Source organism: Devosia pacifica, assembly GCF_014652635.1.
In the GTDB taxonomy this organism is placed as follows: domain Bacteria; phylum Pseudomonadota; class Alphaproteobacteria; order Rhizobiales; family Devosiaceae; genus Devosia; species Devosia pacifica.
In genome coordinates this window covers 649,765-671,879 of the sequence record NZ_BMZE01000003.1, presented here as the reverse complement: position 1 = coordinate 671,879, position 22,115 = coordinate 649,765, and the positions used below count along the sequence as shown (strand labels likewise).

At 60.7% G+C, this 22,115-nt stretch carries 22 protein-coding genes and 1 pseudogene; 8 read left to right on the top strand and 15 right to left on the bottom strand.

Annotated elements, in window-relative coordinates; genetic code table 11:
- Positions 1 to 98: 98 nt before the first annotated feature.
- Positions 99 to 2,759, bottom strand: coding sequence for an excinuclease ABC subunit UvrA (locus IE127_RS16040; RefSeq protein WP_444542493.1), 2,661 nt, complete (start codon positions 2,757 to 2,759; stop codon positions 99 to 101).
- Between the two features lie 276 nt (positions 2,760 to 3,035).
- Here IE127_RS16040 and IE127_RS16035 point away from each other — a divergent pair.
- Positions 3,036 to 3,133 (top strand): annotated as a pseudogene (locus IE127_RS16035) (IS3 family transposase); the annotation flags it as partial.
- Between the two features lie 199 nt (positions 3,134 to 3,332).
- Here IE127_RS16035 and IE127_RS16030 read toward each other — a convergent pair.
- The gene (locus IE127_RS16030) at positions 3,333 to 5,501 is read right to left on the bottom strand and encodes a heavy metal translocating P-type ATPase (protein ID WP_444542492.1); all 2,169 of its coding nucleotides are present in this window, start codon (positions 5,499 to 5,501) and stop codon (positions 3,333 to 3,335) included.
- Positions 5,502 to 5,545: 44 nt separating this feature from the next.
- On the opposite strand from IE127_RS16030, the gene IE127_RS16025 reads away from it, so the two are divergent.
- Entirely contained in the window at positions 5,546 to 5,962 is a 417-nt protein-coding gene (locus tag IE127_RS16025) for a MerR family transcriptional regulator (protein ID WP_189426702.1), read from the top strand.
- Positions 5,963 to 6,510: 548 nt separating this feature from the next.
- On the opposite strand, the gene IE127_RS16020 is transcribed toward IE127_RS16025, so the two are convergent.
- From IE127_RS16020 to IE127_RS16000, 5 genes are all read right to left on the bottom strand, one after another.
- Entirely contained in the window at positions 6,511 to 7,044 is a 534-nt protein-coding gene (locus tag IE127_RS16020; RefSeq protein WP_189426701.1) for a DUF309 domain-containing protein, read from the bottom strand.
- Between the two features lie 452 nt (positions 7,045 to 7,496).
- Complete coding sequence (locus IE127_RS16015; RefSeq protein WP_189426700.1) at positions 7,497 to 8,045, bottom strand: DUF488 domain-containing protein; 549 nt, start codon at positions 8,043 to 8,045, stop codon at positions 7,497 to 7,499.
- Positions 8,042 to 8,248 carry a hypervirulence associated TUDOR domain-containing protein gene (locus tag IE127_RS16010; RefSeq protein WP_189426699.1) on the bottom strand — a complete coding sequence of 69 codons (207 nt, stop codon included), beginning with the start codon at positions 8,246 to 8,248 and terminating at the stop codon, positions 8,042 to 8,044. Before IE127_RS16010 ends, IE127_RS16015 begins: the two co-directional genes overlap by 4 nt.
- 103 nt (positions 8,249 to 8,351) lie before the next feature.
- On the bottom strand, positions 8,352 to 9,659 hold the full coding sequence (gene copM, locus IE127_RS19730) for a CopM family metallochaperone (protein WP_189426698.1): 1,308 nt from the start codon (positions 9,657 to 9,659) through the stop codon (positions 8,352 to 8,354).
- A 117-nt stretch (positions 9,660 to 9,776) separates the two neighbouring features.
- Positions 9,777 to 10,178 (bottom strand): group III truncated hemoglobin, encoded by a 402-nt coding sequence (locus IE127_RS16000; RefSeq protein ID WP_244640242.1) that lies wholly within the window; start codon positions 10,176 to 10,178, stop codon positions 9,777 to 9,779.
- Positions 10,179 to 10,284: 106 nt separating this feature from the next.
- On the opposite strand from IE127_RS16000, the gene IE127_RS15995 reads away from it, so the two are divergent.
- Complete coding sequence (locus IE127_RS15995) at positions 10,285 to 10,728, top strand: Rrf2 family transcriptional regulator (RefSeq protein ID WP_189426696.1); 444 nt, start codon at positions 10,285 to 10,287, stop codon at positions 10,726 to 10,728.
- A gap of 27 nt (positions 10,729 to 10,755) precedes the next feature.
- On the opposite strand, the gene IE127_RS15990 is transcribed toward IE127_RS15995, so the two are convergent.
- Positions 10,756 to 11,133 carry a DUF983 domain-containing protein gene (locus IE127_RS15990; RefSeq protein WP_189426695.1) on the bottom strand — a complete coding sequence of 126 codons (378 nt, stop codon included), beginning with the start codon at positions 11,131 to 11,133 and terminating at the stop codon, positions 10,756 to 10,758.
- A 206-nt stretch (positions 11,134 to 11,339) separates the two neighbouring features.
- On the opposite strand from IE127_RS15990, the gene IE127_RS15985 reads away from it, so the two are divergent.
- The 4 genes from IE127_RS15985 to IE127_RS15970 all read left to right on the top strand — a co-directional run bounded on the left by IE127_RS15985 (position 11,340) and on the right by IE127_RS15970 (position 15,555).
- The gene (locus tag IE127_RS15985; RefSeq protein ID WP_189426694.1) at positions 11,340 to 12,770 is read left to right on the top strand and encodes an NAD(P)H-dependent flavin oxidoreductase; all 1,431 of its coding nucleotides are present in this window, start codon (positions 11,340 to 11,342) and stop codon (positions 12,768 to 12,770) included.
- Positions 12,771 to 12,978: 208 nt separating this feature from the next.
- Positions 12,979 to 14,322, top strand: a complete 1,344-nt coding sequence (gene gdhA, locus IE127_RS15980; protein WP_210310520.1) for an NADP-specific glutamate dehydrogenase — start codon at positions 12,979 to 12,981, stop codon at positions 14,320 to 14,322.
- 303 nt (positions 14,323 to 14,625) lie between these two features.
- Positions 14,626 to 15,027, top strand: coding sequence for a nucleoside diphosphate kinase regulator (rnk, locus tag IE127_RS15975; RefSeq protein WP_189426692.1), 402 nt, complete (start codon positions 14,626 to 14,628; stop codon positions 15,025 to 15,027).
- Positions 15,028 to 15,135: 108 nt separating this feature from the next.
- On the top strand, positions 15,136 to 15,555 hold the full coding sequence (locus IE127_RS15970; RefSeq protein WP_189426691.1) for a GreA/GreB family elongation factor: 420 nt from the start codon (positions 15,136 to 15,138) through the stop codon (positions 15,553 to 15,555).
- 249 nt (positions 15,556 to 15,804) lie between these two features.
- On the opposite strand, the gene IE127_RS15965 is transcribed toward IE127_RS15970, so the two are convergent.
- From IE127_RS15965 to IE127_RS15950, 4 genes are all read right to left on the bottom strand, one after another.
- The gene (locus tag IE127_RS15965) at positions 15,805 to 16,227 is read right to left on the bottom strand and encodes a GreA/GreB family elongation factor (RefSeq protein ID WP_189426690.1); all 423 of its coding nucleotides are present in this window, start codon (positions 16,225 to 16,227) and stop codon (positions 15,805 to 15,807) included.
- 159 nt (positions 16,228 to 16,386) lie between these two features.
- Complete coding sequence (locus IE127_RS15960; RefSeq protein WP_189426689.1) at positions 16,387 to 16,596, bottom strand: hypothetical protein; 210 nt, start codon at positions 16,594 to 16,596, stop codon at positions 16,387 to 16,389.
- A 584-nt stretch (positions 16,597 to 17,180) separates the two neighbouring features.
- Positions 17,181 to 17,708 carry an IS110 family transposase gene (locus tag IE127_RS15955; protein WP_373297330.1) on the bottom strand — a complete coding sequence of 176 codons (528 nt, stop codon included), beginning with the start codon at positions 17,706 to 17,708 and terminating at the stop codon, positions 17,181 to 17,183.
- A 267-nt stretch (positions 17,709 to 17,975) separates the two neighbouring features.
- Positions 17,976 to 18,998, bottom strand: a complete 1,023-nt coding sequence (locus IE127_RS15950) for a hypothetical protein (protein ID WP_189426688.1) — start codon at positions 18,996 to 18,998, stop codon at positions 17,976 to 17,978.
- A gap of 176 nt (positions 18,999 to 19,174) precedes the next feature.
- Between IE127_RS15950 and IE127_RS15945 the strand changes: the two genes are divergently transcribed.
- Complete coding sequence (locus tag IE127_RS15945; RefSeq protein WP_244640241.1) at positions 19,175 to 19,690, top strand: GNAT family N-acetyltransferase; 516 nt, start codon at positions 19,175 to 19,177, stop codon at positions 19,688 to 19,690.
- Between the two features lie 112 nt (positions 19,691 to 19,802).
- On the opposite strand, the gene IE127_RS15940 is transcribed toward IE127_RS15945, so the two are convergent.
- Genes IE127_RS15940 through IE127_RS15930 form a run of 3 tightly spaced genes read right to left on the bottom strand, consistent with a single transcriptional unit; the run spans position 19,803 to position 22,113 of the window.
- Entirely contained in the window at positions 19,803 to 20,399 is a 597-nt protein-coding gene (locus IE127_RS15940) for a flavin reductase family protein (RefSeq protein WP_189426687.1), read from the bottom strand.
- Positions 20,396 to 21,232 carry a carbohydrate ABC transporter permease gene (locus IE127_RS15935; protein ID WP_189426686.1) on the bottom strand — a complete coding sequence of 279 codons (837 nt, stop codon included), beginning with the start codon at positions 21,230 to 21,232 and terminating at the stop codon, positions 20,396 to 20,398. Before IE127_RS15935 ends, IE127_RS15940 begins: the two co-directional genes overlap by 4 nt.
- On the bottom strand, positions 21,229 to 22,113 hold the full coding sequence (locus tag IE127_RS15930) for a carbohydrate ABC transporter permease (RefSeq protein ID WP_189426685.1): 885 nt from the start codon (positions 22,111 to 22,113) through the stop codon (positions 21,229 to 21,231). Before IE127_RS15930 ends, IE127_RS15935 begins: the two co-directional genes overlap by 4 nt.
- Positions 22,114 to 22,115 lie beyond the last annotated feature (2 nt).

Sequence of the window (22,115 nt, the reverse complement as noted above, 5' to 3'; positions counted from 1 at the left end):
ACGGTGACACATCGCTGGCTCCCGCTTCCAGATTCGACCCATTCCAACGTGTGGTTGAGATGCACCTGATCGAACGTGCGTTCGGCCAGATTTACGACCTACAGCGCCGCCTTGAGATAGCGGGCGGTAAGACTGCCTTCCGCTTCCGCAACGACGCCAGGGACGCCGCTGGCAACGATACGGCCCCCATCTTCCCCGGCCCCCGGTCCCAGGTCGATGATCCAGTCCGCCTGTGTGATGGCGCGCATGTCATGTTCGACGACTACGACGGTATTGCCGGCGTCTACGAGGCCCTGCAGGTGTTGCATCAGCCGGTCGCCATCGGAGGGGTGAAGCCCCGAAGTTGGCTCGTCGAGGATGTAGAGCGTGTTGCCGCGTTGAGCGCGTTGCAGTTCAGTCGCCAGCTTGATGCGCTGCGCCTCCCCGCCAGACAGCTCGGTCGCCGGCTGACCGAGCCTCAGATAGCCAAGACCGATCTCCCGCAACACGTCGAGGGAGCGCATCACAGATGCCTCGCCAGCGAAGAAATCGCACGCATCGTCGACCGTCAGATCGAGCACCTGGGCGATATTGCGCCCGTTCCATTCGACTTCGAGCGTTTGCGGGTTGTAGCGAGAGCCATGACAGGTCGAGCACGGGGCAAAAACACTCGGCAGGAACAGCAGCTCCACCATGACGTATCCCTCGCCCTCGCACACAGGGCAGCGGCCTTGCGCTACGTTGAACGAGAACCTTCCCGGGCTGTAGTGCCGCCGGCGGGCGAGCGGCGTATCAGCGAAGATCCGTCGCACATGGTCGAACATGCCGCTGTAGGTGGATAGGTTCGAGCGCGGCGTGCGGCCGATCGGTTTCTGATCGACCCGCACCAGCCTGCGAACATGCTCCATGCCTGCGACAATGCGTCCTTCAGTGTCGTTCTGCGCAACATCGAGCAGCGGATCGATATCCTCCTCCTCGGCCACGGGGGAGCCGCCGAGGTGTTCCGTGACGAGCTCGGGCAGCGCCTGACTGACAAGACTGGATTTGCCCGATCCCGAAACGCCGGTGACAGCGGTGAAGCAGCCGATGGGAAACTCGACGTCGAGACCCTGGAGATTGTTCCGCCTGATCCCTTCCAGGCGTAGCCATGCCTTGGGATCGCGCGGTGTGCGCTCACTGCGGAGCGGCTCTGCGAACAGGTAGCGGCGGGTGATCGAAGTCTCGACGTCGGCAAGCCCCTCTATCGGCCCGCTGTAGAGGACTTCACCGCCCTTTTCCCCGGCTCCTGGCCCGACATCGACGAGCCATTCCGCGCGGCGGATTACGTCGAGATCATGTTCGACGACGAACAGGGAGTTGCCCGCCGCCTTGAGACGCTCGAGGATGGTGAGCAAGGCTTCGCCATCTGCGGGGTGCAACCCTGCCGAAGGCTCGTCAAGCACATAGACCACGCCGAAAAGCTGTGACGACAATTGCGTGGCAAGCCGCAAGCGCTGCAGCTCTCCGGAGGAGAGCGACGGCGTGCTGCGGTCGAGCGAAATGTAGCCAAGGCCAAGATCGATCAGCGGCTCGAGCCGCTCGATCAATTCGCAGGCAAGGCGTTGGGCGGCGATCCGCTTCTCGTCGGAGAGATTTGGCGTGCGGCGTACGTCGGGCGCGCTCTTGTGCGCAGAGCCGCCCGCCGCAACCCGTTGTTCGACCGCTGCATCGCGGGCCGCTTTTTCCAGAACATGGCCCTTTGAGGGGGCGGAGACCGCCCCATATTCGCCTTGCGCGACGGGCATCAGCAAGTCCTTCAGCTTGAGCACCGTCAGGTCGCCGAACTCGGCAATGTCGAGTCCGGCGAATTTGACCGACAGGGCTTCGCGCTTCAGGCGCTTGCCGTCGCAGGTCGGGCAATCGCGGCCGATGATATATTGCGAGACGCGCTTCTTCATCAGCGCGCTCTTAGTGTTGGCGAAGGTTTCCAGCACATAGCGGCGCGCGCCGGTGAAGGTGCCGCGGTAGCTCGGCTCCATGCGGCGCTTGAGGGCCGTCCGGGTCTGTTCGGGCGTCAGGCCCGCATAGACCGGCACCGTCGGCGCCTCGTCAGTGAAGAGGATCCAGTCGCGATCCTTTTTCGGCAGGTCGCGCCATGGTGTATCGACGTCATAGCCGAGCGAAACGAGGATATCGCGCAGGTTCTGGCCATGCCAGGCGGTCGGCCAGGCGGCGATCGCCCGGTCGCGAATGGTGAGGCTGTCGTCAGGCACCATCGTCTCTTCGGCCGCGTCATATACGCGGCCGATGCCGTGGCAGGTCGCGCAGGCCCCCGCGACCGTGTTGGGGGAGAAATCCTCCGCATAGAGCATGGGTTGATGGCGCGGATATTCGCCGACGCGCGAATAGAGCATCCGCACCAGGCTGGAGAGCGTCGTCACGCTGCCGACCGAGGATCGCGCGTTGGCCGAGCCGCGCTGCTGCTGCAACGCGACCGCAGGCGGCAAACCGTCGATCGCGTCGACCTCCGGCACGCCGGCCTGGTCGATCAGGCGACGGGCATAGGGCGCAACCGATTCCAGATAACGCCGCTGGGCTTCGGCATAAAGGGTGCCGAACGCGAGCGATGACTTGCCCGAGCCCGATATGCCGGTGAACACCACGAAGGCGTCGCGCGGTACATCGACGTCAATATTTTTGAGGTTATTCTGGCGCGCGCCGCGAACCTGCACGCAAGCGGGCGGCCCCGTATGCCCATGATCGGTGGCCGGCGTCGTCGCGTGAATATCCTTGCTCTTCAATTCAGTCTTCCTGCCCTATACGCCCGTGCGGCCCGTGGTTCATCACAGTTGGGTAACAGATGAATGCATTTCCGACTCAAAGGTTACGACAAGACCTTTTTTCCCGTTGGGTCGCGCGACGAGGCCACACACACTCCGCTGGTAAGCGCCTGGGCCAGGCGGCCCTGGTCCGTGCCGCTATCGGCATTTAACGACCGGACTTCGGCGCTTGTTACCGCATCGCGATGCGTTGCCCATTTGCCAGAGCGCGCTTCATCATGGCCGGGGTCGGGCCATGATGTGTTCGACTATATCGAGCGCTTCTACAACCCGAGGCGCCGACACTGGGCTATCTGAGCCCCGTGGGATACGAAGAGAAAGCTAAACTAGCCTAACTTAGTGTCTACCGAACCGGCAGCAGTTCAGGGGTCGCTGGTCGAACGTCGGCTCTTTCCCGTGCTTAGCCAGAACCGGGCAGTCAGCGTACGGCCCCGATTGAGCCGTCGCTTCGGTGACGGGGATCCCGGCGGCATGACCGGCATGGGGTGGATTCCTGTCAGTTCGCTTGATAACAATAAGTGGTGAAGCGGACGGTCAAGCCGACTGCTTCGGTCTCCATCCGAGCAGCCGCATGGCGTTGGCCGTGACCATCACGGTAGCCCCAGTGTCTGCCAATATAGCAACCCAAAGACCGGTGATCCCGATGATGGTCGTCACCAGGAACACCGCCTTGAGCCCAAGGGCGATCATGATGTTCTGCCTGATGTTGCCCATGGTTGCCTTGGAGAGGTCTATCATGGCGGGGATATCGGACACCCGGCCGTGGAGGACGGCAGCGTCGGCGGTCTCCAGTGCCACGTCGGTGCCGCCGCCCATGGCAATCCCGATGTCGGCAGCGGCCAGGGCGGGCGCGTCATTGATCCCGTCGCCGACCTTGGCCACGACCTGACCAGCTGACCGCATCTCACGGACGATCCGCTGCTTGTCCTCCGGCATCAGCTCTGCCTTAACCGCGATGCCCAGCCCGGCGCCGATGACCGTTGCCGTGCGCCGGTTGTCTCCGGTCAGCATCACCGTTGCGATGCCGGAATCGCGCAGTGCCTTCAGGCTGGCGACTGCATCAAGGCGCGCCTCGTCCCGGATGGCGAACAGGCCGGCGACCTGGTTATTTGCCAGCAGGACGGAAACCGACTTGCCTTCGTCGTTGAAGGTTTCGATGCGGCTGGCCAGGTCATCAGAAATCGCGACCGTCTCGGCCACCGCCGAGGGGGATGCCAATAGCACCTCGACGCCGCCCACATTGCCGGACACGCCCTTGCCGGCCAACGCCTTGGCGCCGAAGGCAGGTGGTACCGGCGCGTTGGCTTCCTTCGCCTTGGCGAGAATTGCCATTGCCAGCGGGTGGGAAGAACCGCTCTGCAGCGCCGCTGCCATGGACAACAACTGGGTCTCGGTCCGACCGATTGCGACGATGTCTGTGACCACAGGCTTGCCGGCCGTCAATGTGCCGGTCTTGTCGAAGGCGACAGCAGTGATGGTCCGCAGTCCCTCCAGCACGGCACCGCCCTTGAGAAGCAGGCCACGCCGGGCACCCGCCGAGAGGCCTGCAGCGATGGCCGCGGGGGTGGATATCACCAGGGCACACGGACAGCCGATCAGAAGAACGGCCAGTCCCTTGTATATCCATTCGTTCCAGTCGCCGCCGAACAGCAGTGGAGGTGCCAAGGCCACCAGTGCACCAACAACCAGGACGCCGGGCGTGTACACTTTGGAGACGCGATCGATAAATCTCTCTGTCGGCGCCTTGCTCTCCTGCGCCTCCTCGACGAGCTTGACGACGCGGGCAATGGTGTTGTCCGCTGCAGCGGCAGTGACGTTCACACGCAGCACGGCATCAATGTTGATCGTTCCGGCGAACACCGCGTCGCCGAACCCCTTGGCATTGGGCACGCTCTCGCCGGTAACCGGCGCCTCGTCGATGGCGCTGCTGCCCTCCAGGATGTCGCCGTCCGCTGCAATGCGATCCCCGGGCCGGACTATCAACGTATCTCCGATGCGCAGAGCGTCTGCCTGGACGTCTTCGGTCTCCCCATTCCTCTCCACCAGCGCGATCTTGGGCACCAAGTCGGTCAGGCCTCGAATGCTCGCCCGGGCGCGGCCGGCGGCGAGACCCTCGAGGAGCTCACCGACCAAGAACAGAAGGACTACGGTAGCCGCTTCCTCGCTCGCGCCGATGAAAACGGCGCCGATGGCGGCGATGCTCATCAAGGTCTCGATCGAGAACGGCGTCCCGTGCATGGCACCGGAAACGGCACGGCGACCGATCGGCACCAGGCCGACCAGCAGCGCAATAAGAAACGCCCAATGTCCGATTTCGGGAAACACCTGTCCGACCAAGTACGCAACCGCCAGCGCCGACCCGCAGCTCAAGGTCAGCATGGCCTTACGCGTACGCCACCATGGCCCCTCATCGAATTCGAAATGATCATCGGCGTGACCGGCTCGAGTTTGCATCGGGTCATCGGCAGGCGCCGCCGCGTATCCGACTGCTTTCACCGCCTTGCGGATGGCGGCGACCGGGACACCGGTGTGGGTCACCGTCATCGACCGCGCGGTATAGGACGCCCCAACCTCGGTCACGCCGGGCAGACGCGAGACAGCATTCTCGACCTTGCTGGCGCAGTTGGCGCAGTCCATGCCGCCGACGCGGAACTTCGTGACGATGGCTTCGGTCATGGCGGGCCCTTTCTTATAACTCGGCATGATGCTAATCCCTCTAGCCGCTAGAGCATCAAGAGGTATTCTGAATGAATTTCCCGATCGGCGAATTGTCGAAGCGCACCGGGGTCAAGGTGCCGACGATCAGGTTCTATGAACAGATTGGTTTGATGCCGGAACCGTCACGAACGGAAAGCAATCAGCGCCGTTACGGGAAGGCGGAGGCCGATCGGCTGAACTTCATCCGGCATTCCCGCGAGCTGGGGTTCGAGGTCGAGGACATCCGGGCGCTACTCGCCATGACCGCCGCACCCCAGGCATCGTGCCATCAGGTCGACAGCATCGCGCGCAGCCACCTGTTGGAAATCGACCGACGCATCGCAAGCCTGACGGCGCTCAAGGGTGAACTGACCCGGATGGTCGATGAGTGCGGCCACGGCAGGATTTGCGACTGTCGGATCATCGAAGCACTGGCCGATCACAGCCACTGCAGCGCGGAACACTGATCATGCCGATCGTCCTCACCACTGGACTGATCTATGCCGGTGCCGCTTTGGCTGAGATCCTCGGCTGCTTCCTTCTGGGGCCTTGTTGCGCCAAAGGCAGTCGCCGGTATGGCTTCTGGCCGGCATCCCCGCGCTGATCGCCTTCGTCTGGTTGCTGACCCTGGCACCCACAGACCACGCTGGAAGGGCCTACGCGCCCATGGCGGCGTCTACATCGCGGCGTCGTTCTATGGCTCTGGCCGGCTGAGGGGCGTGTCCCAGATCGCTAGGACCTGGTTGGTGGTGGGCTTGCCATGGTTGCTGCGGGCGTCATCCTGTTTGCGCCAAGACGGTAGGCGGTCCGCGGCGCAGGAAACCGACGGCCGCTCCTGGTGACAACCGCCCGAAGTCGTACTGGCCGGCATGGGATCGGCAGTCGCTAATCGGCAGTGTGCGGAAGTTGGCGGCCCATGGGAGCATGCGAGTCACGAAAGCGCCGCATAGGGAAGTTCACGATCCGCGGACATACTCCTGCCTGCGGGGTGAGTGTTCTCATAGGTCATATGCTTCTAGGCAGGCCTTCGGGCGCTAGGAGACAGAATGAACGAGAATATTGGTTGCGGCTCATCCGAGGGAACCGCTGCCCCACCTTGACTGATCTGGCCAATTTCTGCCAACAGCTCAGTAACAGTAAGGGTCAGGCCCGTTTCGTAGTCATGCGCGCATCGTTCTTGTAGCGTCCGCAAATGGGCGGCTGCCCTCCGATAATGACGGGCTGCCGGAACAGGTTTACCTTCGCGTAACTTTACCCCAGCTGCAGCTAGCAGGATCAAGGCTTTGTAGAAGAGGCGCCCGGCTGTCGCCTTGCCCGCTTGCTGCCATAGAAGCTCCCAAGCCTCATGAGCCTCCCAGTAAAATCCCTGATTGAACAGGTCTGCTCCCCACACGAACTCCTCAGATGCCGAGGTGACTTCCGCACTATGCTCGCTGCCGAAGCTGTGTCCTGACGGGTCACGGACAGGGTGAGGGAAGCGCCCGGGCAAGTAGGCGTATGGTGGAAGTTCTCGTTCCGGCAACAACCGACTGGGCTTCGCGCTGTGCATCGACTGCTCCGCCGTAAGACTTCAAGATCTAATCGCCTCCGGTGCAACGTTATCCGCCGACGAACGCCTCGACAGTAGGCCATTTATCGATTGCCGTAGAGGGGTGGACTTCCACTCGACCGACCAAAACCTCCGTCCTCGGCCATGCTTCTGATCAATGGAAATCTTCATCCGAAACCTCTCGTTAAAAACGAGACAAGCGCGGCGATCGGAAGACCGGCCGGCTCCTCGGTGTTCTCGGCAATATCCCCCAACAAATGATGCAGGAGCGGATCGGGTCGCCGGCATCTTCTTCGGATTCGCGTTCGGTGCCGGCGGCAGCCGCGCTGGCGGACGTCACCAGCATTGAGCACGTGTTTGGCTACGCTCGTTCCTGCCATTGGTCGGATTGCTGACAGTGTTCCTTTCGGACATGGGGAAGGTTCGGTAGCTGCAGCAGACGATTACTGACGCTACTGATCGGGCTGCGGGTATCTGACCATCTTATCACTGCCTATCACGGCACCCTGCGTCAGCCTTGCCGCACTAGTTTTCGACACGCTCATGATGTGCAGGACCTCGATCTCGCGCGCAATGAGGTAGTCGGTGATTATGCGGCGGTGGCAGCGCCACCAGACGGCCTCCGAACACATCAGGGCCAGACGATGGTGGCAGGCCATGCCGACCACCCTATCGAGTGCAACCTGAAACTGCTCTGTCAGTGCGTAGTCGGCATAGTTTTGGAAGCTGCGATTGTGCCACAGGCCATTCATGCCGGAAGGCACTGTCCCCTGGGCTTTTCGGCGCCCGCCGAGGTCAGGCAAGTGCTCATAGGCGATCTGATCCGGTGCGAGCTCGGGTGGGAGTGTTTCGGTATTGAACTGCGGATTGGTGCGCGAACGTGGAAAGCTGCGAACGTCAATGATCATGCCGACACCTGCTGCACGCAGCATCTCGACAAAAGTTTCAAGCGCGTGGCTGGAATGCCCGATCGTGAAGATGGGAAAACGAGGCTGTCTCATGCCTTCTTGAGCGCGGCTTCCTTATCAGCCGCCACGTGGTCGGTGCGGTCGCTGGCAATCTCGTATTGCGGATCGTCCGGAGAGGCGCGACGTGTATTCCCCTTATAGGAGAAGTCTGTCGTGTGGACCTTGATGATCTTGCCGCTCGTCCACCCGGCCTCCGAGTTCCAGCGGACACGATCGCCGATAGTGAATTTGCCCATGACTCACCTCCCTTTGCGGCAGAACTCGCAACCTTGGCCGCTGTTCCAGAATCGTAGTGCGTGGATGTCCCAGGTGGGGGACGTCCACGCGCCTGCAACGTTTCTACCGCTCCATCTGACCGAGCCACGCCTGCATCTGTTCGATCTCGGCTTGCTGGTCGGCGATCACATGCTCGGCGAACGCCCGGAGCTGCGGATCGACACCGTAGTCGATTAGAACCCGCGACATGTCGATTGCGCCCTGATGATGTGGAATCATGCCCTCAAGGAAAGCAATGTCGGGATCCGGGTTCTGCATGCCCTCCATCATGGGTCCGTGCATCGTGTCCATGGTTTGCATGTAGGCGGCCGCCGCACCGGGGCTCGCGCCGACAGCATCCTCCGGCTGGCCATGTGGGTTCTCCGCGTTCGGGACATGCGTGCTCATCGCATCTGCGGTGGCAATCTCGGGCTGGTTGTCCGGCCCGTAGAATGCCAGGTGCAGGCCCCAATAGCTGCCCGCGACAATGACGAGGGCAACGGCGAGCGCTGCGGGAACCGCGCTGATTGCCCGCCGTACCGCAGGCAGGAAGTGCAACTCGCGGGTCTGGTCCGCGGCGATGGCTATAATGATGGCCATGATCAGGGCGTGGCCAACGAGATCGATACGCCCGAACGGATAAACGGCGGCGTTGAAGATGATGAACAGCGCCACGGCCGACAGCCGGCGCACCAGAGGGGTCCACAGCAGGCCGAAACCCATCGTGAACTCGGCGACACCGGCCATCGGTATGAAGACGTCCCGCGGCATTCCAAAGGTCAGGAACGGCTTTTCGTCAACCAGCGGATAGAACCACTCGGGATAGGCGAACTTTTCGAAGCTCGACCACATCAGTGCGATCGCGACGCCCCAGCGCAGGACCTCGAAGCGATGCCGGCGCCACTCTTCGTTGTTCGAAGCGGCCAGCACCAGATAGGCGGCGACCGCGACCCCGAGGGCGAGATAGTCGAGCAGGTGGAACAGATCGCAGTCGCGCAGCGCCAACACCCACAACAGGATGATGCCCGCCGCTGACAGCGGCATGGTGCGGCGTGAGAACACGCCGAATGCGATCAGCAATTGCAGCCACGATACCCATTCGGCGGGCGTCTGCAGATCGGGTGTCAGATAGACACCGCCGACCGCGAAGATCGCGACGAAAAAGCCGCCGATGACTGCGCGCATGAAGTCATCGAGCCGCGTCCAAAGCGGCTGCGTCGCCCGATCCATGGCGGCCAGCGTGGCAACGCCAAGCTTCTGCGTCTCGACAGCACGCGTTGCCATGAAAAAGACCATCACCAGCCCGATCGCGAGCCAGAACCATGCGTTGGCGAGCGTCTGCCCGATGGGGGCCGGCGATGCTTCGACGATATAGGGGGCGAACCACTTCACGTGCGCATATGCCGAACTCGGCCAAAGGCCAAGGCTTGCTCCCGCGAGGACTGCTGGTATCCAGCGGTGCGCTCTCGGCAGGATCGAAGCGCTGAGGGTGCGTTTGTTGTTTGGCCTTTATTGACCGGTTTGGGTGAGAGGTTCGACATGTTCCGAGGCGGCGTCGCAGCGGAACAGAAGTCCCGCCTCGAGGCTCGCTGCGATGCGTTGCGCCTTGAAATCCAGTTGCTCGGCAATCGCTGGGGGACAGACCGCTTTCGCTGTCTGCGACCAGAGATGAAGCCAATGCTGGAAGTGCTGTGGAGTCAGGCTGGATGCAAACGGCGTGTGGGCGGCGAAAGGATTGCCTTTGTAGCGCCCGCTTTTCAGCATGATGGACGACCAGAAGGCGACAAGCCGCTCGGTATGCGCGTCCCAGTCGGCGACTTCTTCCTCGAAGATCGGCCCGAGCAGCGCATCGGCCCGGACCGCCTCGTAGAAGCTCTCCAGCTGGATTTTCAGCAGCGTTTCGTCCAGCACAGCCATGGCGGCTCTCCAAACATGTACAGTTGATACATGAATTAGGCTTGCCATAGATGCAACGAGAAATACATGTATTATGGCTGCGACATTTTGGAGTGGCCTTATGCGCCTGACCTTGCAAACCGACTACGCGCTACGCGTCGCGATTTATCTCGCCGAGCATCCGGATCGCCTGTGCTCGATTTCCGAGATCGCTCGCGCATATGGCATTTCGCACAATCACCTGATGAAGGTGGCGCATGGACTGGGCAAGGCCGGCTTCGTGGCGAGCGTGAGAGGCCGCAATGGTGGCCTGCGGCTGGCGCGGCCGGCCTCCGAGATAACAGTCGGCGCAATCGTAAGAGAGATGGAAGACGGGTTCACACTGGTCGACTGTGCGTCGTGCATCATCTCACCGCTCTGCGGATTGCGGGGCTTGCTCGGCCAGGCGACCAGTGCATTTCTGGCTGTTCTCGATGCCTGCTCGCTCGCGGACTTGCACAATGATCGCACCAATGTCCTGGCGCTGCTCACAGGGGTTAGTTCGGCTCAAACCCAGCCACCTTGAGGTTCGCCTCAATTTGCGGGCGATCAGCTAGCGCTGTTCGTCGCTGAGGTCGCGTGACCAGAGCAGGCCTATAAGCAGGCCCTTGACTGGTGGAAGCAGAAGCAATGAGGCGATCAGTGTCACAGGCACGAGAATGATCAACGACATCAGCGGGTTGACCTCATGACGCGAGAGCTCAAGAAGCCCGAAGACCAGAATATGACCCACCACCGTGATGACGATGAGGGGCAGCAGCAAACCGACCTGGTATCGGCCGCCGAGTTGCTCACCGCAGACGTCGCAGGTTTCGACGGGATCGAGGTAGCGGCGATAGAGCTTGCCTTGGCCGCAATTGGGGCAGCGGCCAACGAGTCCGCGTTTGATGGCGGTGCCGCTGGATGGTGGGTGTGTGCCGAATGTTTTCATTGGCGTCTCGCAATCGCTTGATATCGGATGCGTTGGAACAGGAATCTCCAGATGTGGAAATACCTACACTTGGATCGGGCCTCACAGGCTATGGTCGAAGGTCGCAGAGAGTCGATTTTACTCGGTGCAGTGCTCTACGCTGCAGGTGAACCCAACGGATAACTGTGTCGGCGTAAGGCTGATTATCTGACAATGGAGAGATCCTGATGTCGCAACTTCCGCATACTGCCGCCTGCCATCTGCTTGGCTGTGAAACGCCGATCGTTCTTGCCGGAATGGGAGGCGTGTCCAGATCCCAGCTCGTCGGGGCGGTTTCCAGAGCCGGGGGCTTTGGCTTTCTCGGCATGGTGCGGGAATCGCCAGCCATAATGATCAGTGAAATCGAGCGGCTTCGTGCACTCGGCTGTGACAATTTCGGCGTCAATATCATTCCCGCAGCGACCGATGCCGACTTGCTCGAGCGCCAGATTGGCGTTTGTATCGACTGTTCAGTGCCGGTAGTCGGGCTGTTCTGGGATATCGACGAAAAGATCGTCGGGCGGCTCCGCGCCGCGGGTATCGTCGTGGTTCAGCAGGTGGGGTCGGCAGACGAAGCGCTGCTGGCTGAACGCGCGGGCGTCGATCTGGTCATCGCACAGGGCCGCGAGGCGGGTGGTCACGTTCGTGGCACTACCGCGCTGGCAAGGCTCCTTCCCGAAGTGACCAACGCTCTCAATATCCCAGTTCTGGCCGCAGGCGGCATGGGACGGGGCAGCGACCTGGTGACGGCGTTGGCGCTCGGCGCCGAGGGGATCGTGCTGGGTACGGCGTTTCTTGCGACAGAAGAATCATTTGCGCACGCCTTTCACAAGGAGCGGCTGCTGAATGCCGTTGCCGAGGACACGGTAGTGACCGACGTTTTTCACATAAACTGGCCCGCTGACGCCATGGTTAGAGTTCTCAAGTCGGATGTAACCAGCGGCGTCAGAGGTCTGCCGCACGGGAGGCCTCAGGAGGTGATCTGCGAAGAGGACGGTCGCCCGATCTACCTGTTCAGCACCGACTCGCCCTTGCGAACGACAACTGGCGATCTTGGTGCCATGGCTCTTTACGCAGGGACAGGTGTTGACGCCGTCGCCTTCATTCCACGAGCTGCCGATCGCTTGAAAACGATCCTTGCCGAAGCCGAGGCCCTGCTTCTGGTCGGCGGTGCCACTCCCGGAAAGACAGTCGTGAGTTCACCGGTGTGTTATGCGGACGAGATGGTGGGAGCGTATATGGGGCACCTCGAACCGGACGTGGTTAGGCGACAGCTGAAGCGCCTCAGCCTCGACATGGCCCAATTGCTGCGCGCCATCTTGCTGCAAGACCGGGCAGATAACAACCACCCGCCTTTCGTTCAGGCGGGGGTAGACTATGCGCGCTGGTCGCTCCTGTTGCGATCGCTTTCAGCGGGGGAGCGCCCACGACACGATCCTCCAGCCGCGCCGGTGCCGCCTCTCGAGCCGAACGTCGCAGAGGTTCCGCGATACCTGGATGAGATCCGCGATTGGCTCAGCCGGCTGATCCCTGCAATTGCCGACCCGCAGACGACGGAAACTTTGATCGACCTCTCCACATTTATCGAAGGTGAACGGCTGGCGTTGTTCAGAAACTAATCCCTCGTCATCGATATCGCGCCCGCGATCGCACCATTTGTGTCCGGGTCGCCCGTGAGACAGTGGTCCCTTCGTGCCAGACCGGCAAAGCTCGATGCGCTGTCAACAGGGGCTGCGGCGAATGCCGGTGGGCTCCCTACGTCTCGTCATGTTTGGCCCGCGCTGCTAAACAGCCCGAGCGAGTATGTATTGCATGGGAAGCCTACCAATGATTGACGAGAAACTTGAACCGATCCTGGCCGAACAGGAGCGTCGAAACGCCGGGGAGCCGGAGTTTCATCAGGCCGTGCGTGAAGTTCTGGAAAGCCTGGGCCGGGTCGTCGCCAAACATCCGGGCTACCTTGAGAATGCGCTCCTCGAGCGGATATGCGAACCCGAGCGCCAGATCATCTTCCGTATCCCGTGGGTCGACGATGGTGGCCAGGTGCGCATAAATCGCGGCTTCCGCGTGCAATTTAATTCCGCCCTCGGACCGTATAAAGGCGGCATCCGGTTTCACCCTTCGGTGAATCTCGGCATCATCAAGTTTCTCGGCTTCGAGCAGATCTTCAAGAACGCACTGACGGGCCTGCCGATCGGTGGCGGCAAGGGCGGCTCCGACTTCAATCCTCGCGGCCGATCCGACGGCGAGATCATGCGGTTTTGCCAATCCTTCATGACCGAATTGCATCGTCACATCGGAGAGTACACCGACGTGCCCGCCGGGGACATCGGCGTCGGAGGGCGTGAGATCGGCTACATGTTCGGCCAATACAAGCGCCTGACCAATCGCTACGAAGCAGGCATTCTGACCGGCAAGGGGCTAACCTACGGGGGGTCGCGGGCCCGCAAGGAGGCAACCGGCTTCGGTGCGGCCTATTTCGTTGATCGGATGCTTACGCATAGTGGGTCCGGCCTAGAAGGCAGACGGGTTGTCGTCTCCGGCTCGGGCAATGTGGCTCTCTATACGATCGAGAAGCTCACGGCATTTGGTGGCAAGGTCGTGGCGTGCTCAGACTCCGGCGGCTATATCGTGGACGAGGACGGGATCGATCTGCCGCTGTTGAAGGAAATCAAGGAAGTCCGTCGGGAGCGGATTTCGGAATACGCTCGGCGCAAGGGCAGCACCGTGCAGTACGTGGAAGGCGGTTCAATCTGGGATGTGCCATGCGAAATCGCGATGCCGAGTGCGACCCAGAACGAATTGACAGGCAGGGACGCACGTACCCTCGTGACGAATGGCGTGATTGCCGTGGGCGAGGGCGCCAATATGCCGTCCACCCCCGAAGCTGTGAGGGAGTTTCAGAAGGGCGGCGTCCTGTTCGCACCGGGAAAAGCGGCAAATGCAGGTGGCGTGGCGACATCGGCGCTGGAGATGCAGCAGAACGCGTCGCGTGACAGCTGGACGTTTGAAGAGACGGAAGACCGGCTTGCCGAGATCATGCGTCACATCCACGACACGTGTGCGGAAACGGCCGAAGAATATGGCGATCCCGGAAACTATGTTCTTGGTGCCAACATCGCCGGCTTCGTGCGCGTTGCCGAAGCCATGCGTGCTCTCGGCGTAATATAAACTGTCGCGAGATGCCCCTATGTGATCCGGCAGCGGCGGGTCAAGCAGGCGCTGCCCGGTTCGCTTGACTTCCCCAGCGAATGGCCTACGGTCCCGTCCATGAGCCCGAACAAGATCACCTTTGCATACGCGATGCGCCGGGAGAATCCGGTCGCAGGATAGATACCCTAAGCCTAACCGCCGTGAGCGGTGTCGGGCTTAGGGGAAGACAGCTCTTACCCAGATTCTTACTTATGTGCGTCTCATGTCCCATGCATCACCATGGGCTGGGGCGTCGCGATATGCACGATCGGAACTCAATCCATGTCCAGTCGCCCTTTGCGTCCACGCATCATCGTCGCCGCCAATGAGCACCAGAAGCTATTCGAGCTTGCTGCCGGTGCATCGCATGCGGCCGCGGAGAGTCTGCTCACCGAAATGGAACGTGCCCGCGTCGTTCCGGAGGGAAAACTGCCAAGCGACGTGGTTCGGATGGGCTCTCGTGTTCACTATCGAACCGATCGCGATACGAGTGTCGAAGTGACGCTCGTCTATCCACGCGATGCAGACATCTCCGGGGGCAGGGTGTCAGTTCTGACTCCAATCGGTGCGGCGCTCATTGGCTTGCGGGCCGGCCAGTCCATTACCTGGGAGGCTCGTGACGGGCGTCACCACGTGCTGACGGTCCTTTCGGTGAGTCAGCCTGCCGAACGGCTGGAGGCGTAGAATGGGTCGCCATGCATGGAGACATCAAGCGGGAGTGGCGCCCCTGGCCGGCTAGGTATGCGTTCGGCCAGGGGATTTGACTGCCCCCTTGATGCCGGAGCTTTATCCATGAACCAACCTGCCATTCTCACTTCGAACGACTACACACTCCTCGAGACCCTCATCCAGTGCTGGAGCGAACCGTTTCCTGGCGCGACCAGCTTTGTGCGAGCCAAACTACGAACCGCTGCGCTCATCTTTCCGTCGGATCTACCGCCGAACGTGGTGACGCTTCATAGCAGGGTGCGGTTCCTGCCGCCTGGTGGTGGCACAGAAGAGCGTACACTCGTCCGACGACCTGACGAACATATCAACGGTATGACTCTGCTATTGGAAACACCACGCGGACTGGCACTGATCGGTGCACAAGCCGGGCAGGTCGTCGATGTCTTGCAGCGAGACGGACGACTCGATCGGCTTTATGTGGAGGCAGTCCCGTATCAGCCCGTCCGCCGTACATCAGGCGCGAAACTCAAAATTGTGTGCTGAGGTGACGGTCGCATGCCGCATCGGAGCGTACTGCCACCTTCGTGACAGCCTACCTCGTGGTGGCACTCCTCCGGCACCTCGGTGCGATCAATGTGCTGGTCATCAATTCACCCCGGCTACAACTGCTGGTCGGACTGTGACGACGAAGACAGTCACGAACTTCCTGTTAGAACACTTGAACTGATTGTCAGAATTACTCGACGGGGCGATGGTCCCCGTCGAGCTTGTGGCAAGGCAGCTATTAAAACCTCACCTACCGATCACCGTATTGGCTACCGCAAGGACTTCAACCTGGTCTGCTGCCCCATCTGGGGTGATCCACGAAAGACTTTGACCAGGTCGTAGACCCAAGAGGGCTGCACCATGCAATGTGGTAACAGACAGTCGGTACTCGTAATTCTCCTCTCTTTCCTTGGGCAGCACCAGTTTGATCGTGCGCTGTGGTTCTGTGATGGATCTGTAACGCACTATACTGTTGAGGCGCACGATGTCGGTGGGCAACAAAGCGTTGCTCGTCACCTTGGCTCGATCAAGCTCGTAGAGAAGAAAATCGATCTCTTCAGCACTTTGGGTGCCATCAGTCAGCGCTGCGGTGGTCAGAACTCCATGCTCATTCTCTTCGACCAAGATGTCTGGTGACTGCACCCAATCCGCCAATGTAATGGTTGTCACCTCTTCGACCCTCTCACCCGCTCGGAATTCCACGCTACTTGCGCCTTCGCCGACTTGAGCCTCCTACAGTCATTAAAACACCATGGACATCGAAATGCTGAGCGAGGTCGTGGCCTCGTGCAAGAACGGCAGTACCTAAATACTCGCATTGTGAATTCCCTAGATTCTGGCAGATTTTGAAAATGCTTCAAGCAATTGCTTGCGGTCGACTAGAGACCTCAGCTCGATAGTCACGGCCTGAGTCTTGCCAACGGTCTGGACGGGAAGACTATAGCTCAGGGCAGGAACGTGTTCACCAGCCCACTCACGAAACCGGCGCAGCTTGTCGCCCCCGCTGACGGGCAGCGTCACAGAATACTTGAACGTCATAATGATTGCCTCGACGAGACGTGCACCACCCCGCACAGCGGGTGTGCGATGGTGGATCTGGAGCAGTTGTTGGGGTGAATCAGAGCATCCTGGTGCCGCTCTTGCCATTGGCAGGTAGCAGCACCAGGCGATCAGCGTGGCGGACGACGACCAGTATTCAACCGTTTGGGATAAACAGTGCTCATGTTAATGAGCATGGCTATTTTTGGTAATTTGTCAAACGGCAGTCAGGTGTGTTCAAACTGGATTCGGTGGATGGCAGAAATTGGGTCAGATGCCGAACGTCAGCTGTCCGTCCGTTTCCTTGCTGGAACCGGACGGACAGCTTCCGGCCCCATTTCAGTCATTGGTCAAGCTTGGCGGAAGGGCAGGGTAGGGGCTGAAACCGGACTGACCGGTTCTAGCCACGGGCGAAAGAAACCTGCCGTTCGGCATCCGACCCCCTTTCAGTCATTGGGCAGGCTCGATGAATGTGCGGCCGTCAGCGGCGGTGCTAGATTACCTAGTGATTTCAATGTAGTAGGTGTTCGCAGTTCTGCCGCGCGATCTCCTTGTCCAGTTCGCCGATTTTCCCGTTCAGCGCTTCAAGCAGATCGAGCATCGTGCAACATGGGTGTGGCCGCATCCGGAAGCGATGATCCCATCTCGCCATCGAGTAGGCCACTCAGCACAGCTATGTGCGACGGCCCCTTTGGCGCAACCCAGCCATACTCGGGGAGATGGCCACGAAGGTCGCGGGTTCTGAACACCAAGGCCGAGGCCTGCTGTTCCTCGCTCTTGATCGCTACGAACCGCATGTTCGTGCGCTGCGCCGCCTCGCAGATGGCCTCGGCATCGACCGCATCGTTCTTGTTCCGCTTCACGAAGGGCTTCACGTAAGCCGGAGGCATCAGCTTCACCTCGTGACCCAATAGCGTGAGTTCGCGAGCCCAGTGATGCGCACCGCCGCACGCCTCCAACGCCACCAGGCACTGTGGTTGCCGAGCGAAGAACTCCAGCAACTTCGTGCGGCTGATCTTCCGGCTGAACAGCGCTCGACCGCCCGCATCCGCACCGTGCGCGTGGAAAACGTTCTTCGCGATATCCAGACCGATTGTGGTAACTTCCGACATGGGCGCCTCCTCAAGTGGTGCTTCAACACCTCCACTTTGGCACATCGATGCCGCCGGGGGGCGTCCACCCCATCACCCCAGAGCGGACCGGCTGCTTTCGGGAACCCGAAATCGCAGGCTGAACGGTCGATAATGGGGCGCGAAGCGGATTTGACCTGAGACATTTGCTCCAAGCAGATAGGCGCCGGACCCGGGGAAAAATGATCGGCCGGATCGCCAAAGACGTGTCATGGAACAAAGTTGACGCGAGCAAGCGGCGTGCGTTCATCACAGCTTGGGCGTCGCAGCCTTGGCGCCTCTGAAGTCTTCGAACTTGTCCTGCCAGCCAGTCTTTCTCACCTTAGCGACCTCTGTCGGGTTCGCGTCGGGCACGTGAAATTTGTCTGGGTGCCCTCGGGACCTTCGGTTTCCTGCATAATGTCGGTATGCGGTGTCATCGACAGCATGCCCCATCAGGGCTGCGGCCACCTCCGGGTCACGTACGCTCTTCAATCGGGCGGAATATTCCTGACGCGCAGAATACGGCGCGATATGCTTCTTGCGGCGCGGCCACAACTTCTTGTTGGCACGATAGAGCTCTCGAGCAAGGCCCTTCATGGTCTCTTTCCAAACTGATGCGACGCTCGTGGCGCCCGAAACGGATTCCGCAACGTAGGCTAGCCACTGCCTAAGATCCTCGACCACGTCGTCTGGCAGTTCCTCCCAAATGATCGTGCGAAACTCCCCGTGTCCACGTCCATTTGTGTGTTTTGCGTTTTCTACGATAAGCACAGCCGCGTTGCCGCCGAGCCCGACGGAAAGACGCGCCGAAGGCCACTCACATGGCCGCAGGCCGGCCAAGTTGCTCACCCGAACCATCATGGGGACGAACGTAGCATATCTGGACCTGGACTTCGCGAAGAACGCCTCAAGCCTTATCAGGTCTTTGTCCTTGACCCGGCGTGCCTTTAGCCCAGACGTCCGGTCAGCATGCAAACTCAAACCACGTTGGCCTGTCGACCTCAGCATCTCAAGCGCAGTCTGAACATCGGAGCATGCTGCAGCCTTGAAAAAATTACTGGGGATCTCTTCCATCGCCCAGACGACTGATGCCTTGTAGTTGCGCCAACTCGCAGCACTGAGGCCGGACCGGCAGTTGATCAGCCAATTGACGAAGCTCACGACGTCTTCCTGCGCCTGATCCGGCGACCTCCTGCGCTGCCACCGCCGCACCAACTGTTGCATCCGCTCCCGGTACTGCTGTTCGCTTGAGGGAGATACTCCATTGTTATAGCTTATCTTTTCCTGCATCTGGGCACCTCGATTTCCCAGTGCCCATTTTCATCATGAGTGGCGCGCCATTCTCGTGCAAAACTGCGAACGTCTGCATTGCCCGCGATGACCTGTTCGAGCGTGCCTTGTCGCCGACGATCCGCACGATGTCGTCAGCGACCTCAATCTGGTCGATGACGGGGCGCAGGTAGGTCTTGGACGCCGCCTTCTGGCATGAGGAACTGTCCGAATTCGTGCTCCCCTATGAGGCCGTCCAGTCCTCCGCTAATCCCGATGCGGCCCTGATGAGCTTCCTCGTATCGAGCTACGAGGCCGCTGCCGACCTGGCCGGCTGGGACCGCGATCTGTTGGAATGTGCCCACGGCCAGCCGCAACAAGTGCGGGCCCCTGACGCCGCAGAGGTGAACTCCGCTCCCGCGCTGGATGCCGGGACGGTCGAGAGGGAAGATGGCACGCCGAAGGGGCGCTATCGCCTGGTCATTGATGATGTTGAGGCAGAGATGACCTATAGCCGAGCGGGCGAAAGCCTCATCATCATCGATCATACGGAAGTGCCGACCGCCTTGCGTGGACGCAAGGTCGGCGAGCGACTGGTGCGCCAGGCGATTGAGGATGCAAGGCGCGAAGGTGTCACTATTGTGCCGCTCTGCCCGTTCGCAAAAGCGCAGATAGAGCGCCATCCGGAATGGCAGGATGTGCTGCGCCGCTGATAGGCAGGTGACGGCTTCGACCACCTTCCTTTCCAGTCATCTTGCCCGAAGTCGGCCGTCCAACTAGGACCAGTACGCCTCGGCGCCGGCTCGGCAACAAGGAGGTTCTGGCCTAGTTGCCCGGACCCTCGTCCGGGCTGCGATCGACGTCGATCGTCTCGCCGATGGCGAAATAGCGTCCGCCGGACACGTGGTGAAGCGTGCGATAGTCCGGCGGCGCGTCGGTGACCCAGCGGCCGTCGCGGAACATGCGCGGGTCGGACCAGGCTGCCTCGACTTCTGCAAGGACCAAGTCGTAAGTTTCGGGCTTGCTTGGCTCGGTTAGAACACGGCACGCCATCCACCCTGCGCAATCGGCAACAAACGGCAGGTCGTGCCCGGGCATTCGAAATAGCGTGGCGCCGGCTCGGTCGAGCTTGTCCGGCTCATCTTGTGCAGAGTGCATGCCGAGGAAATCAACAAGCGCCAGCTGGGCGACAACCGGGACCTGCAGGACGAAACGGCCGCTTGCGTCGACCAGCTCACGCGTTTTCGTTGCGCGATCAATCACGACAACAACCTTGGCGGGCGCCATGTCGAGAACGGTGGCCCATGCTGCGGGCATGACGTTGTCGACGCCGGAATGAGTCGACGAGATCAGAACGGTCGGCCCGTGATTGATCAGGCGATGCGCCCTGGCTGGATCAACGGGCGCCAAGGTGCCGCTCATTTCAGCCCTGACATGGCGATGCCGCCCATGAAGTATTTCTGAGCAAAGAAGAACACCAGAATGATCGGCGCCACGGCGAGCAGCGACCCGGCCATCATCAACGGCCACTGTCCGGCATACTGCGTCTGGAACAGTGCGAGGCCGACCGTAACAGTCGTTTGCTCCATGTTAGATGGCAGATAGATCAGAGCCTGAAACAGGTCGTTCCACGAGAACATGAAGGCAAAGATCGCGAAGGCGGCGAGGGCAGGCTTGGCCAGCGGCAGATAGATGGTGAAGAAGATGCGCGCCAGCGATGCGCCATCAATGCGTGCGGCCTCGGCCAGCTCTGAGGGGATCGTCAGAAAATACTGGCGCATCAGGAAGGTGCCAAAAGCGCCACCCAGAAAAGCCGGAAGGTAAAGCGGTGCCTGTGTTCCATAGAGCCCCAAGAAGCGGAACACGATGAACTGCGGAATGACGGTGACCTGCGCCGGCACCATCAGCGTGATCAGCAGCAGCACGAACAGGACATTGCGGAACGGGAATCTGACGACGGCGAAGATGAAGCCGGCCATCGAGCATGTCAGCAGCTGTCCGAATGTCGAGATGCCTGCGATGATGAAACTGTTGAGCAGCTGCAGATGGATCGGCATGATGTCGACCAGCCGCGGGTAGTTCTCAAGTGTCATGGTCTGCGGGATCAGGCGCATGTCGTATTGTTCGGCAATCGGCTTGAGGCTGGTGGAGATCATCCACACAAAGGGGCCGACCATGCATAGAGCACCAAGCGTGAGCGCGGCGAAGGCTGCGATATCGCCCCAAAACCGGCGTTTATCGGCGGTTCTGTTCATGCGGTTGCCCCCCATTTTTTCTGCAGACGGAAATAGACGAAGGTCAGCACCAGGATGATTGCCGTCAGCACCACTGCTTGCGCCGCCGCATCACCCATCCGGAAGAACCGAAAGCCGCTGCGATAGATCGAAAACACCAGTGTCGGCATATTGGAATTGCCGTTCCCGGTGCGGGTCAGGATGTAGATATAGTCGAATGCCTGGAAGGCATTGATAGTGGTCAGAACGGTCTGGAAGAACATCGAGGGCGCCAGCGCCGGCAGGGTGATGAACCACAAACGCTGCCACGGCTTGGCCCCATCAAGATCTGCCACTTCGTAAAAATCGCGCGGGATGGACTGTAGCCCTGCCAGAAAGATGATCATGCCGCCGCCTATGGCGCCCCAGACATTCGCGATGACCACGGAATAGAGCGCCACGTCGCGGCTGAGCCAGCGCACCGGGTCACCGCCGAGCGCGGTGATCGCTTCGTTGAGAACGCCATTGTCCTGCGCATAAATCCAGGTCCACAGCAGACCCACTGCGGTGGGGCTGGACACTGTGGGCAGGAAAAAAGCGATCCGGAAAAACGTGGTACCGGGCAGCTTGCGATTGAGGCCCAGCGCCACGAACAGGCTGATGACGACCGTAAGCGGCACATAAAGACCCGCGAAGGCCAAGGTGTTCCAGAAGGCCTGATTAAACAGCCGGTCATCAGGCAGTCCGACGTAGTTGCTGAACCCCGCCGCAACCGGCGGGGTCAGCAAGTCCCAGTCCATGAAGCTGATACTCAGCGTGGCGAAGATGGAGCCGAAGGCTCCAAGAGCCAGCCCGAACAGGGTCGGCAGCAGAAAGATCAGCAGCCATGCCCGTTCGAGCCCCAGTGGACGGAGATTAGCCATCA

Coding starts and splice junctions, on each gene's coding strand:
- IE127_RS16030 (WP_444542492.1), bottom strand. CDS start 5,501: ATGCCGAGTTATAAGAAAGGGCCCGCCATGACCGAAGCCATCGTCACG.
- IE127_RS16025 (WP_189426702.1), top strand. CDS start 5,546: ATGAATTTCCCGATCGGCGAATTGTCGAAGCGCACCGGGGTCAAGGTG.
- IE127_RS16020 (WP_189426701.1), bottom strand. CDS start 7,044: ATGCACAGCGCGAAGCCCAGTCGGTTGTTGCCGGAACGAGAACTTCCA.
- IE127_RS16015 (WP_189426700.1), bottom strand. CDS start 8,045: ATGAGACAGCCTCGTTTTCCCATCTTCACGATCGGGCATTCCAGCCAC.
- IE127_RS16010 (WP_189426699.1), bottom strand. CDS start 8,248: ATGGGCAAATTCACTATCGGCGATCGTGTCCGCTGGAACTCGGAGGCC.
- IE127_RS15995 (WP_189426696.1), top strand. CDS start 10,285: ATGCGCCTGACCTTGCAAACCGACTACGCGCTACGCGTCGCGATTTAT.
- IE127_RS15990 (WP_189426695.1), bottom strand. CDS start 11,133: ATGAAAACATTCGGCACACACCCACCATCCAGCGGCACCGCCATCAAA.
- IE127_RS15985 (WP_189426694.1), top strand. CDS start 11,340: ATGTCGCAACTTCCGCATACTGCCGCCTGCCATCTGCTTGGCTGTGAA.
- gdhA (WP_210310520.1), top strand. CDS start 12,979: ATGATTGACGAGAAACTTGAACCGATCCTGGCCGAACAGGAGCGTCGA.
- rnk (WP_189426692.1), top strand. CDS start 14,626: ATGTCCAGTCGCCCTTTGCGTCCACGCATCATCGTCGCCGCCAATGAG.
- IE127_RS15970 (WP_189426691.1), top strand. CDS start 15,136: ATGAACCAACCTGCCATTCTCACTTCGAACGACTACACACTCCTCGAG.
- IE127_RS15960 (WP_189426689.1), bottom strand. CDS start 16,596: ATGACGTTCAAGTATTCTGTGACGCTGCCCGTCAGCGGGGGCGACAAG.
- IE127_RS15955 (WP_373297330.1), bottom strand. CDS start 17,708: ATGTCGGAAGTTACCACAATCGGTCTGGATATCGCGAAGAACGTTTTC.
- IE127_RS15950 (WP_189426688.1), bottom strand. CDS start 18,998: ATGCAGGAAAAGATAAGCTATAACAATGGAGTATCTCCCTCAAGCGAA.
- IE127_RS15940 (WP_189426687.1), bottom strand. CDS start 20,399: ATGAGCGGCACCTTGGCGCCCGTTGATCCAGCCAGGGCGCATCGCCTG.
- IE127_RS15935 (WP_189426686.1), bottom strand. CDS start 21,232: ATGAACAGAACCGCCGATAAACGCCGGTTTTGGGGCGATATCGCAGCC.
- IE127_RS15930 (WP_189426685.1), bottom strand. CDS start 22,113: ATGGCTAATCTCCGTCCACTGGGGCTCGAACGGGCATGGCTGCTGATC.